Genomic DNA, 12959 nt, shown 5'->3' with positions numbered 1-12959 from the left:
CTGAACGATGTTAAGCCGCACTGAGGTCGGGCATTTGACGACGCTCTTTCACATACATTACCAACATATAAACCGCCGTACTTAACAAACAAACGGCTAAATAGGTCATCAAACCATTGGTGCCAGAAAACGCGTTATCTGCCAGCAACGGGCCTGATACGGAGCCGACGCTATACGCGAGCAGCAGTACTTCGGTGGCCGCCACGATTTTCTCAGCGGCCAGCCCAACACAGGCATAGGTAATCGCCACAGGATAAATCGCAAACACAGCGGCACCCAACACAACTAATCCGATCCCCATTTGCCATTGACTGCCCGCAAAAGCAATTAAGGCGACAGCCCCGGTGCCAATCACACATAGCCATGTCATCAGCAGCACTTTACTCATTCTTGCCGATACCAGACCAATAACGGGCTGTACGGCCATCCCGCCGACAATGACGAGCGCCATCATAGCGCCCACTTGTTGGTGATCACTGACTCGCTCAGCCAAATACAGTGGTAATAGGCCATAAACGGCACCGAGTGTCAGTCCAGACACCAAGCAACCAATATAGGCCGCTTTACGCAAAGATTTGAGCGAGCCTAAACGTGCACTATGGCCTTCCTCACGGCGAGGTTCCCCATGACGTGCAAACAAAGGCACCATGATCGCAAGCGTAATCAGTCCACCAATAAGCCAATAAGGCTGATTGCCGGTCACACCGACATAGCCCACGCCGAGCTGCCCTAAAGCATTACCGCCGTACAAAGCCGCCATGTAAAAACCTAATCGCTTCGCACGCTGGCGATCAGAATCGGCCATCAGCAACCAAGACTCAACCACCACAAAGACACCGGCAATGGCAACACCGGCCACAAAGCGCGCAAGCAACCAGACGCCCTGCCCTTTAATCGCCGCCATGGCAGTAATGGAGAGCAGCACAATACCCAAAAACATCACCAGCGCACGGCGATGCCCCAGCGTCGCAACAATACGTGCACTGAACGTCGCACCCAATAACAAACCGGCGTAAAACGCACTGGCTAGCCATGCGGCCAGATGCGGCGCCAACCCCAAAGGTGCAAGGGCAAGCGGAATCAAGCTCATCAAATAGCCACTGGCAATCGCAAAGCCGGTTAAACTCACCAACGGCACCCAAGGGAAAGCCGACGGAGTCACGCAAACACCATGAGACACAGAGGAAGTCTTGTTCATTTAAGTACGCTCATTATATTGGAGAAATCAGGCACGAACGGGCCGAGACGCGCGCACTATGACGCCGCTTTTCGCCAAGGTAAAGCGAGTAATTTCTTTGCTGATGATAAAAAATTTTGATGGAAGGATTCACGGACGCCTATAGATAAAAACGCCATAAAGTCAGAGAGATAAACGTAACACCTGCCCGCTTTTTTTAACGACTTTGTCAGCAGGTGTCACGTCTTTTTTTATCGCTCAGGCGATAAATACTCGCGATCATAAAAGGTGCGTAACCAATGGGGGCGATACACCGCCATCACCGTCACCGCCATGCCGTTAAGCAGCGCTTCGGGAAACCACATCAATAGCGCAATTTGCAGGTAGTTATGCACAATCTCATGCCAGCTGTGACGATCGGCAGCCCAATACCAGAGCGAGGTCACTGATAACTGGAACACAATGGTCAGCGCCGCACCGATAAACGCCGCAATAAAAATATAGATAAAAAGGTGGCGGGTTAAATACTGGTAGCTCAGTGCGAAAATCGCATAACTGAACACAATAGGCAGTATCGCCGTGGTAAGCGCCATCATCCCCATATCAGCGACGGGGACAAAACCAAAGAGCCCCATCAGTGCCAGCGGCACGGTGGTAATCCAAATGGCAATGCGCCAACCATGGCATAAAGCTAACGTGGTCACGCCCAGAAAGTGGATATCGAGCCCCTCTTTGATCCCCGCCTGCAACGCCCAAAGCGCAAACAGCACCACCGCCGATGAAAACGCTAAATGCTGATAACCCACTTCCTGGCGCAGTTTAGGAAAAAACTCACGTGGATAGGTTCCATATAATACCCCTGCCCAGCCTAACCAACCTATCCATTGCCAACCACTGACATCAGCCCACTCAAACATAACATCCCCTTCATGAACGATCTTTTACCCAATCCCTTATGCGGGTGAAAAACGTGCTACGGACATAGCTCAGATCAAGATTTCAGCGATAAAGAGCTGCTAATCTCTGTCCATACCCTCATCGTTTGATGAACGACTATTGTAACTTCGAGAGTTAAGAGGCCAACCGCAATGGATATGACCCCTGCACAACGTTTAATTTTATCTAACCAGTACCAGTTAATGTGCCACCTCGATCCCTCTAATGGCGAAAAGTACCGTCGCCTACAAACCATCATTGAGCGCGGCTACGCGTTGCAAATGGCCGAGGTGATCAGCCAGTTTGAAGCACTCTGCGAAACCCAATGCCGCGAAGTGATTGATATCATGGAAATGCACCATGCGATGCAGGCCTCTTATCACCTCCTTGACGATACCAACCAAGCGGCATTATCGCCACGTCGCGTGCAGTTCTGGGGCTTTGACGCAGCAACCGAAGGGGCTTTGGTGCATTATGTACGCTTTTTAGTCGATACTGAGGGGCTCTATCCGCAGTTTGATCAAGGGGAGCACTGCTTTAACAGTCAAATGCCAATGCGTGACAAATACCGTCGTATGCTCGACGTTTGGCGTCAGTGCCCGCGTCAATTTCACTTAAGCCTAACCGAGATCGAAAAGATCCTCGCCGCCTAGTGAAAGGGAAAAGGTAACAATGCAGCCGTCCTTGTGGGCGGCTTTTTGATTTCTCACGGCGCAAACTTGTCGAACGTCACACAAGCCCGTACCCTTAAGCGCATCAAAGACAAGACACAGACTCTGCCATGATTTATCGATGCCCGCTATGCCAACAGCCCCTGCAAGCCAAGCCACGTGGTGCTTATTGCGCTGCCAATCATCAATTTGATCGCGCCAAAGAGGGCTACCTCAACCTATTACCGGTGCAATTTAAACGCTCCAAAGATCCGGGCGACAACAAAGCCATGACTCAAGCCCGCCGCGCATTTTTAAACGCTGGTCATTATGCGCCCATGCGCCAAGCGATGATTGATGCCCTCACCCAGGCACTGAATGGCGAGCACCAGACAATCTTGGATGTGGGCTGTGGTGAAGGGTATTACACCCACGCCATCGCCGATCAGACAGCCGCACAACAGTGGTCTATTTATGGGCTGGATATCGCCAAAATCGCCGTGCGCTATGCCGCGAAATGGTATCCACAATGTCAGTTTTCGGTCGCCTCATCGCAACGCTTGCCGTTTGCCGACAACAGCCTTGACGGTGTGGTGCGTATTTATGCGCCCTGCAATGGCGACGAGCTTGATCGTGTTATCAAGCCCGGTGGCGTTGTTGTCACCGTCACGCCAGGTCCACGTCATCTATTTCAGCTTAAGGCGGGTATCTATGATGAGGTCCGGTTACACGAAACGCCAGCAGAGGCCCTGCCCGGTTTCCAGCTTGAAAGTGAGCGCTCACTGCATTACCCGATGACATTAACAGGCGAGCAAGCCCTCACCCTGCTGCAGATGACACCGCTTGCCTGGCGCGCCTCCGATGAATGGCGTGAAACATTAGCCAATGCCAACGGCTTTCACTGTGAAGCCGACTTTACCTTGCGTGTGTATCGTCATCACACAGAGATTGACTCGGCCAAAGGAGAAGCGTGATGCACACTTGCTCAACATGGACAAAAAAGGGCGTGATTGACCGCTTTTTGCCACTGCGTGCCACGCAGTGGCTATTGGCGGCCAGCTTAGTACTAGGCCCCGTCAGTGTCGCAATGGCATCGCAACCGACATCGGCGTCTATCAATACCTTATTTGATTATCAGGTGACCACCGCCCAAGGGCAGTCACTTAGCTTGAATCAAGTGGCTGATAACGTCGAAAAAGCGGATATTGTTCTGATTGGTGAATGGCACAGCCATCCTGGGGTGCACCGTTTTCAAGCCGAGTTGCTCAACCAGCTTGCCTCACGTCATTCTGTCGCGCTTTCCATGGAGCAATTCAGTCGTGATGCCCAGCCAGTGGTGAATCAATACCTTGCCGGCGACATTGGCGAAGACACGCTTAAGCGTCGAGCCAATGCATGGGACAACTACAATGGCAGCTATCGCCCGTTGATCGAGCTGGCTAAACAGCGTCAATTTGACGTGATTGCCGCTAACGCCCCTAAACGCATGGTTAGCTGTATTGGTCGACAAGGTTTGGCTTACTTAGAAAAATTGCCGGACCAGCAGCGTCAGTGGTTTGCCGCAACGATTGATACCCAAGACTCACCTTATAAACGTCAGTTTAAAGCCAACATGCATCATGGCACTCCCACTCAAACCGACGATCAATTTGCCGCGCAACTCGCCTGGGATGCCACCATGGCAGAAAGCATGGTCGATTATCACGCCCGTCACCCAGATACCCAAATAGTCCACATCGCAGGCCGCTTTCATATTGCCGAAGGCTTAGGAACAGCCGCACAATTAAAAGCGCGAAATCCCGACCTGACCATTGCACTGATCACCGCGGTGAGTGATCAAGCAAAGCTTGCCGACAACGCCAAGGATCTTCGCTTAAAAGTCATGCCTTTGCCCCAGCGCTGGCAGTCGATGGATGAAATGCGCGAAGCAGTTAGCCAAATGAAAGGGCAAGGCGCGCCGCAGTGTCGTTAAGCCACGCATACATCACCGACCAATAAAAACGCCGACCCTGGGGTCGGCGTGTGTTGCCTGGGTGAGCGGCGCATTCCGGTTAGGTTAAAACCAACGCTCTAATGCTGCGCGATCCACTTTGAACGCCCGGCTCAATGCTTGCGCTAGCTCTTTGTATCGCGGTTGGCTTTTTATCGGCTGCATGGCGTGCCCCTCACTGGTGATCTTTTGATGCAGTTCGCGATACCACCCCGCCAAAGCTGGCGGCAGCGGCGTATCACGGCGGCGTCCCAGCCACCACAGCCCTTGGAGCGGCAAGCTCAGCGCAAATAGCGCCACAATCACCGCTTGCGGCATGCCTTGTACATTGTTTGCTGCCATTTGAAGCAACACACTGATTGCGGCAATAGCAGGCATGACCTTGATTGCGAACCGCGTTATGGTGATCACACGATTTTCTGGAAAAACCGGCGCTAATTCCTTTTTCATCGGCCATTCTTGCATGTATTTCTGACCGTCTTGCAGGCAGCGCCAGATTGATTTGTTCGTTGTCATACCTACCTCACTTGTTCAGTGTGACTGAAAGGGGTTGTCACTCAACTTTTACAATAAAAACCAAACAAATTGTTTAAAAACTTTAAAATTTAACCCATATCGCTCAAAAAATTTTTGTTATCTGGATCAAGTCCCGCTATCCTTAGCGCACTTTTATCATTGTTGCTCGGATTCGATTGTCTCGCAACCCAATCCGGTTGTACTCAATGGAGCGTTCACTTATCCAGGATGGATAACGATAATTCTTTCCCCGCGACAAGGCATGAGATAATTCTTTTTTGAAAAGGTAGTGTCTCAATTTGTCCACTATCCTTTTTATTCCATACACTCTGTCTCACGAAACATAGGTAGTCATACATGTCAAAGCTGGTTCTCGTACTCAATTGCGGAAGCTCCTCTTTGAAGTTCGCCATTGTCGACGCACAATCAGGCGATGAGCATCTTACCGGTCTTGCCGAATGCCTTAACCTTCCAGACGCCCGCATCAAGTGGAAAATGGACGGTAAGCATGAAGCCCAACTGGGCAACGGCGCCGCGCACACTGAAGCCCTCACCTTCATTGTAGACACAATTCTGGCCTCGAAGCCTGAACTGGCCGAGAACTTGGGTGCTATCGGTCACCGCGTTGTTCATGGCGGTGAGCATTTTACCCAGTCAGCATTGATTACGGACGAGGTGCTCAAAGGGATCCACGATGCAGCGAGCTTCGCGCCATTGCACAACCCAGCACATATCGTTGGCATTGAGGCGGCGAAAAAAGCCTTCCCTGCGCTGAAAAATGTCGCTGTTTTCGATACCGCGTATCACCAAACCATGCCAGAAGAAGCTTATCTGTATGCGCTGCCTTATAATCTTTATAAAGAGCACGGCATTCGTCGCTACGGCATGCATGGTACCTCTCACTTCTTTATCGCCAACGCGGCCGCTGAGCAACTTGGCAAGCCTGTCGACGAAGTGAACATCATCAACTGCCACCTTGGTAACGGTGCGTCAGTATGTGCGATTAAAAACGGCAAATCGGTCGATACTTCAATGGGCATGACCCCATTGGAAGGCTTGGTAATGGGCACCCGCTCTGGTGACCTAGACCCAGCGATTATCTTCCACATGCACGATGCACTCGGTTATAGCGTTGAGCAAATCAACACCATGCTCACCAAAGAGTCTGGCCTGCAAGGCTTGACCGAAGTGACCTCTGACTGCCGCTTTGTTGAAGATAACTACGGCGAGAAAGAAGAAGCAACACGTGCAATGAACGTGTTCTGCCACCGTCTTGCCAAGTACGTAGCCAGCTACACCGCGACCCTCGACGGCCGCCTAGACGCGATTGTCTTCACCGGCGGCATCGGTGAGAACTCAGGCCCAATCCGCGAATTGGTACTCGAGCGCCTAGCTCTGCTGGGTGTGGAGGTCGACAAAGAGCGCAACCTGAAAGCCCGATTTGGCGGCGAAGGCGTGATCACTACCGACGCAAGCCGCGTGCCTGCGATGGTGATTTCAACCAACGAAGAGTTGGTGATTGCGCAAGACACTGCGCGCCTAACTGGCCTGTAAGACCATTTCCAACGGCTGATTCCACTCAGCCGTTTTTGTATTCGTGCCGGACCATCCGGCACGCCAACCAGATAGTAAGAGGAAGTCAACGTGTCCCGTACTATTATGCTAATTCCAATCGGCTCCGGCGTCGGCCTGACAAGTGTCAGCCTTGGCGTCATGCGAGCGATGGAGCGTAAAGGCGTCCGCGTCTCATTTTTTAAACCGATTGCTCAGCCACATCACGGTAGCGACACTGACGTCACCGATCTGACGACGGAAATCATTCACGCTAACAGTGATATGAAAGTCGCCGAATCGATGTCAATGAACCAAGCCGAAAACCTGCTGCGCTCGGATCAAGAAGATGTGCTGCTCGAAGAAGTGCTCGCGCGCTTTACTCGTGCTACTGAAAACGCAGAAGTTGCGCTCGTCGAAGGCTTGGTCACCACACGTAACCACCCCTTCGCCAACCAGATCAACTACGAGATCGCCAAAACACTGGATGCAGAAATCGTGTTTGTGACCACCCCAGGCACTGACAACCCATCCCAGCTTAAAGAGCGTATCGAGTTTGCCTGCACCAACTTTGGTGGCAGCAAAAACGGCAACATTTCAGGTGTGATCATCAACAAGCTTAACGCGCCTGTTGATGATGAAGGTCGTACGCGCCCTGACCTGTCAGAAATCTTTGACGAAGCGGACGGCGCACGTCCAACTAACGTTGAAGTGATGCAGATTTTCAACTCCAGCCCAATCCGTGTACTGGGTTGTGTGCCATGGAAAATCGACCTGATCGCGACCCGTGCTAGCGATATGGCCAAGCACTTGAACGCCACCATTATCAACGAAGGCGAAATTCACTCACGTCGCATCAAGAGCATTACCTTCTGTGCACGTTCAATCCCTAATATGGTTGAACACTTCCGCCCAGGCTCCTTGCTCGTGACTTCGGCTGACCGCCCTGACGTGATCGTCGCCGCGTGTCTAGCTGCGATGAACGGCGTAGAAATCGGTGCCTTGTTGCTGACCGGTGGTTATGCCATCCCTGATCAGTTAAAAGCCCTGTGTGACCGCGCGTTTGAAACCGGTCTTCCAGTATTTACCACTGCAGGTAACACCTGGCAGACGTCGCTCAATCTTCAAAGCTTTAGCCTTGAAGTGCCGGCTGACGATAAAGCCCGTGTTGAGTTTGTGAACGACCACGTTGCTGGCCACATTGATGGCAACTGGATTGAATCACTCAGCTCAGGGTCGAACCGCGAACGTCGCCTCAGTCCACCCGCGTTCCGTTATCAGCTGACCGAATTTGCACGTCGAGCCGCTAAGCGCATTGTGCTACCCGAAGGTGACGAGCCACGTACCATCAAGGCCGCCGCTATCTGTGCTGAGCGTAAAATTGCCGAGTGTGTGCTTTTGGGTAACCCAGAAGAAATCAAACGCGTTGCCGATCAGCAAGGTGTCACCTTGGGCGCTGGCGTAGAAATTATCGACCCGGTAAAAGCACGCGATAAATACGTGGCACGCTTGGTCGAGCTGCGTAAGAGCAAAGGTATTACCGAGGTCATTGCCCAAGAGCACCTCGAAGATACCGTGGTACTGGGTACCATGATGCTAGAAGCAAACGAAGTGGATGGCCTGGTATCTGGCGCGGTTCACACCACCGCTAACACCATCCGTCCACCGCTGCAAATCATCAAAACCGCACCGAACGCTTCTTTGGTCTCATCTGTATTCTTTATGCTGCTGCCTGAGCAAGTGCTGGTATACGGTGACTGTGCGATTAACCCGGATCCAAATGCTGAACAACTGGCTGAAATCGCGATCCAATCTGCCGATTCTGCCGCGGCATTCGGTATTGAACCGCGCGTAGCGATGATCTCTTACTCGACCGGTAGCTCAGGCAAAGGGGCAGACGTGGATAAAGTCCGCGAAGCCACCCGTCTTGCCCAAGAGAAGCGTCCTGATCTGATCATCGATGGCCCACTGCAGTACGACGCCGCTATCATGGAAAATGTCGCGAAATCAAAAGCGCCAGATTCGCCTGTTGCCGGTAAAGCCACCGTGTTCGTCTTCCCAGACTTGAACACAGGTAATACCACATACAAAGCGGTACAGCGTTCTGCCGAGTTGGTCTCTATCGGTCCAATGCTACAAGGCATGCGTAAGCCAGTGAACGATCTGTCACGTGGCGCCTTGGTTGACGATATTGTCTATACCGTGGCACTGACAGCGATTCAGGCTAAGCAAGCCGAAGACAACGGCCAAGCGTAACCCACGCTCAGCCCAGAAAGAGCAAAAGCCAGCACATGTTGCTGGCTTTTTTTGCGTTTAACTTCACAACGTGACGCCCCAAAGCGATCTAGCATAGCCTTTCCATCCTTGTTTTGGAGTCGATGATGGCGATTGATTTTGATCCCCTAGCGTTTAGGCATGCCCTGCACCAATACCCTGAATTGTCGAATCACGAAGCGCAAAGTGCGCGCACCATTGCCGCCCAACTACGCGACTTTGGTCTCTCCCCCCAGACCGACGTGGGCGGTCACGGTATTGTGGTAGACATTGCAGGTCGCGAGCCAGGGCCAACCACCTTGTTACGCGCCGATTTTGATGCGTTACCCATTCACGAACACACCCAACTTGATTATGCGTCCTGTCACGATGGCATCATGCATGCCTGCGGTCACGATGGCCATGCTGCCGCCTTACTTGCCGTCGTTGCCGAGCTATGCCAAACCCCCCCTAAACAGGGGACTGTGATCCTCGCTTTTCAGCCGGCTGAAGAAACCGGCGAAGGCGCGGCACGTCTGTGTGCCGATCCGCTTTTAGCAACCCGCCACATCGACAATGTTTATGCCTTTCATAATCTGCCAGGCTTTGCCCAACATCAGATAGTGGTGCGCCCAAGTACCTTTGCCTGCGCCTCAACCGGTGTTGCGATTCGGTTGCACGGCAAAACCTCCCATGCCGCTTACCCAGAGCGCGGGGTCAGCCCGGCAAACGCCATGAGTGACGTGATGCGTATGCTTACACAACTTCCTGACGCTTATCCTTCCACGTTCAGCTTAGTGACGCTAGTTCACGCCCAACTTGGCGACCCCGCGTTTGGCGTTGCGCCCGGCGAGGCCACCGTAATGGCGACCCTACGCAGCGACGACAACGCCACGTTTCATGCCATGCAAACCCGGTTAGTCGATCACGTAAACGCTATCGCCGACCGAGCAAAATTAACCGTGGATCTAAGTTGGCACGAGCCGTTTATTGCCGCCGAAAACAGCACAGCGCATAACCAAGTGGTGGTCAACGCGGCGCAATCGCTGGGGTTAGAGATTCACTGGCTTAAAGAGCCCATGCGTTGGTCAGAAGATGTCGCCGAATTTCTCGCCCGCTGGCCCGGCGCATTATTTGGCATTGGCAGCGGCGAGCACCACCCACAGCTGCACAACCCTGACTATGACTTCCCGGATGCGATTTTAGCGACCGCCAAAGCACTATTTTGCAGAGTGATCACACACCATCACGGCCGTTAATTACCCCAACGCCAGCCAAAAGCCGACGCCGATCATCAAGGTGCCGGCGATTCGGTTCAGCAATTGCACATTACCCTTTTGCTGCAAAAACTGACGCAAGGTGCGCCCACCGCTGGCATACAACATTAAACAACTGAATTCCGTGCAAAGAATGATCAACACCAGCACGCTCAGCTGGCTGGGTAATGAGATCGCAGGGTTAATAAACGGCGGCAACAGTGAGATCATAAATGCCCAGCCTTTCGGGTTGGCTATCGCAGTGACAAAACCTTGTGCCGCCAACGATAACGCAGAGATATCATTCGGCGCCGACGTCTCTTCCTTTGGGATTGCCATTTTGCCACGCGATCGCCACATTTGTATGCCGAGATACGCCAGATACGCGCCCCCCACATACTTAAACACCTGAAACACGCTAGGATAGTTCAGCATCACGGCCGCCACCCCTACCACTGACGCAATCGCCACAAGGCCGACGCCAATGAGCTCGCCCCACATCATATGTAGGCTACGCTTAACTCCGATAGTCATTCCCAGGGTCATGGATAGTGTCATACACATTCCCGGTGTGATTGAAACAAAAAAGAAGGTGGGAATAAATAGCGTCAACATCGTGGTATCAATCAAGGCAGTTGGCATATCACTTAATCAGAACAAAGAGTTAGAAAGGCTATTAGTGAACACGCTTTAGTCGATGAAATCAAGCACGCTTGAGATCTCGTTGACTGTTTTATTTGCAACCAACTGATTAGCCTTGTTGCCGTTTAGACGTCCAGAAGTAAAAATATCCATTGACTTCATTTTACCTAACTCATAGCATCAATAACCAGAACGACAGCAAGAGCGCGGGACAGACCGCTGAGTCAGTCGGCTGTGATCAAATTTATCGCCAAGGACATGTGATGATTGAGATATCCAAACTCAACAAGGTATTCGAACTCGGGGAGCGCCGAATTCATGCCCTTAACGACATCAACTTATTTATCCCGAAAGGAAAAGTATTTGGTGTGATCGGTGCCTCTGGTGCCGGCAAAAGTACGCTGATCCGAATGGTTAACCTGCTCGAGCGCCCGACCAGCGGCACGGTAAAGGTAGGCGGCGTTAACCTCACCGCGTTATCCAATCGCGATCTAACCCAAGCTCGCCGCCAAATCGGGATGATTTTCCAACACTTTAACCTACTGTCATCGCGATCGGTCTTCGACAACATCGCCCTACCGCTTGAACTGAGCGGCGCGAGCAGTGAAGAGATTGAAACACGCGTCACCGAGTTACTCGATTTAGTTGGTTTAGCCGACAAGCGTCATGTCTATCCGGCTAGCCTCAGTGGCGGACAAAAACAACGTGTCGCGATTGCCCGCGCACTGGCGCCAAGCCCAGATGTATTATTGTGTGATGAAGCCACTAGCGCACTGGATCCTGCTACGACACAATCGATTTTGTCACTGCTACAAACCATTAATGAAAAGCTCAACCTGACCATTTTATTGATCACCCACGAAATGGACGTGGTGAAGCGCATTTGTCACGACGTTGCCATTATTGGTGACGGTGAATTGGTCGAATCTGGCCCAGTGGGCGACATTTTTGCCCATCCGAAATCCGACTTAGCGAAACAATTTATCCGCTCAACCTTGGATTTATCGGTGCCTTATGACTATGCCCAACGCTTAAAAGATACCTACTTTGACGGCAGCTACCCCTTGATTCGCCTAGAATTTACAGGCGCTACCGTGGATGATCCATTGATCAGTCAGATATCAAGGCTGTTTGATATCGACATCAGCATTTTAAGCTCTGATATCGACTACGCTGGCGGCATCAAATTCGGCTTACTACTGGCAGAGATTATGGGCCCGAAAAAAGCGGTCGAAGACGCCATCCACTATCTCAACCAGCACCATGTCAACACGGAGGTACTTGGCTATGTTAATTGATCAACTCATAAATTGGGTCAACGAAAACAACGCCCTGCTTAACTTGCTTGCCGAAGCTACAGGTCAAACCCTGTATATGGTCTTTGCCTCCGGCCTGATAGGCTTTGCCATTGGGATCCCATTAGGTGTGATGCTGCACGTCACCAAAAAAGGGGGGCTGCTAGCGCAACCCAAGTTTAACCAAGCGCTCGGCGCGGTGGTGAATATTGGTCGCTCGATCCCTTTTATTATCTTATTGGTTGCGATTATTCCCTTTACCCGCTTGCTCGTCGGCACCTCGATTGGAACAGCGGCAGCAATTGTCCCGCTGACAGTGGGCGCCATCCCTTTCGTTGCACGTCTGGTCGAAGCAGCGCTTTTAGAGCTGCCACCGGGATTAGAAGAAGCAGCCAAAGCCATGGGCGCTACCCCCTTGCAAATTATCTATAAAGTACTCGTACCCGAAGCGCTACCTGGCATTATTAATGGCGCAACCATTACCTTGGTCACCCTTGTCAGCTACTCTGCTATGGCTGGAGCCGTGGGCGGTGGCGGCCTAGGCGATGTCGGTATCCGCTACGGCTACCAGCGCTTTGATACCACGGTTATGTTGATCACCGTTGTCATGCTAGTCGTGCTGGTACAAGCCATACAATCTTTAGGCGATTATTTGGTACGCCGAACCGATCACCGATAATAAAACACAACACT

At 51.9% G+C, this 12959-nt stretch carries 12 protein-coding genes; 8 read left to right on the top strand and 4 right to left on the bottom strand.

Going from position 1 to position 12959, the window contains the following annotated elements; genetic code table 11:
* Positions 1-10: 10 nt before the first annotated feature.
* Positions 11-1198 carry an MFS transporter gene (locus BZG77_RS11705; RefSeq protein WP_077647365.1) on the bottom strand — a complete coding sequence of 396 codons (1188 nt, stop codon included), beginning with the start codon at positions 1196-1198 and terminating at the stop codon, positions 11-13.
* A gap of 230 nt (positions 1199-1428) precedes the next feature.
* Positions 1429-2094 carry an energy-coupling factor ABC transporter permease gene (locus BZG77_RS11700; protein WP_077647364.1) on the bottom strand — a complete coding sequence of 222 codons (666 nt, stop codon included), beginning with the start codon at positions 2092-2094 and terminating at the stop codon, positions 1429-1431.
* Between the two features lie 171 nt (positions 2095-2265).
* Between BZG77_RS11700 and BZG77_RS11695 the strand changes: the two genes are divergently transcribed.
* From BZG77_RS11695 to BZG77_RS11685, 3 genes are all read left to right on the top strand, one after another.
* Positions 2266-2766, top strand: coding sequence for a YfbU family protein (locus BZG77_RS11695; protein WP_021023992.1), 501 nt, complete (start codon positions 2266-2268; stop codon positions 2764-2766).
* 128 nt (positions 2767-2894) lie between these two features.
* Entirely contained in the window at positions 2895-3737 is an 843-nt protein-coding gene (rlmA, locus tag BZG77_RS11690) for a 23S rRNA (guanine(745)-N(1))-methyltransferase (RefSeq protein ID WP_021023991.1), read from the top strand.
* On the top strand, positions 3737-4735 hold the full coding sequence (locus BZG77_RS11685; RefSeq protein WP_241844149.1) for a ChaN family lipoprotein: 999 nt from the start codon (positions 3737-3739) through the stop codon (positions 4733-4735). Before rlmA ends, BZG77_RS11685 begins: the two co-directional genes overlap by 1 nt.
* Before the next feature lie 84 nt (positions 4736-4819).
* On the opposite strand, the gene yfbV is transcribed toward BZG77_RS11685, so the two are convergent.
* On the bottom strand, positions 4820-5269 hold the full coding sequence (gene yfbV / locus BZG77_RS11680; protein WP_077460099.1) for a terminus macrodomain insulation protein YfbV: 450 nt from the start codon (positions 5267-5269) through the stop codon (positions 4820-4822).
* A gap of 357 nt (positions 5270-5626) precedes the next feature.
* On the opposite strand from yfbV, the gene BZG77_RS11675 reads away from it, so the two are divergent.
* From BZG77_RS11675 to BZG77_RS11665, 3 genes are all read left to right on the top strand, one after another.
* Positions 5627-6823: an acetate kinase gene (locus BZG77_RS11675; protein ID WP_077647363.1), complete on the top strand. Its 1197-nt coding sequence runs from the start codon at positions 5627-5629 to the stop codon at positions 6821-6823.
* 105 nt (positions 6824-6928) lie between these two features.
* Entirely contained in the window at positions 6929-9076 is a 2148-nt protein-coding gene (gene pta / locus BZG77_RS11670; protein ID WP_077647362.1) for a phosphate acetyltransferase, read from the top strand.
* A 122-nt stretch (positions 9077-9198) separates the two neighbouring features.
* The gene (locus tag BZG77_RS11665; RefSeq protein ID WP_077647361.1) at positions 9199-10332 is read left to right on the top strand and encodes an amidohydrolase; all 1134 of its coding nucleotides are present in this window, start codon (positions 9199-9201) and stop codon (positions 10330-10332) included.
* Here BZG77_RS11665 and BZG77_RS11660 read toward each other — a convergent pair whose 3' ends face one another.
* On the bottom strand, positions 10333-10971 hold the full coding sequence (locus BZG77_RS11660; protein ID WP_077647360.1) for a LysE family translocator: 639 nt from the start codon (positions 10969-10971) through the stop codon (positions 10333-10335).
* 263 nt (positions 10972-11234) lie between these two features.
* Between BZG77_RS11660 and metN the strand changes: the two genes are divergently transcribed.
* Together metN and BZG77_RS11650 are read left to right on the top strand one after the other, a co-directional pair.
* The gene (gene metN, locus BZG77_RS11655) at positions 11235-12269 is read left to right on the top strand and encodes a methionine ABC transporter ATP-binding protein MetN (RefSeq protein WP_077647359.1); all 1035 of its coding nucleotides are present in this window, start codon (positions 11235-11237) and stop codon (positions 12267-12269) included.
* Complete coding sequence (locus tag BZG77_RS11650; protein ID WP_021023981.1) at positions 12259-12945, top strand: methionine ABC transporter permease; 687 nt, start codon at positions 12259-12261, stop codon at positions 12943-12945. The genes metN and BZG77_RS11650 overlap by 11 nt, the downstream gene beginning before the upstream one ends.
* Positions 12946-12959 lie beyond the last annotated feature (14 nt).

This window comes from Salinivibrio sp. IB643 (assembly GCF_001996105.1).
In the GTDB taxonomy this organism is placed as follows: Bacteria; Pseudomonadota; Gammaproteobacteria; order Enterobacterales; family Vibrionaceae; genus Salinivibrio; species Salinivibrio costicola.
Note: the sequence above shows the minus strand (reverse complement) of the source record. Positions and strands in the feature narration are given on the sequence as shown.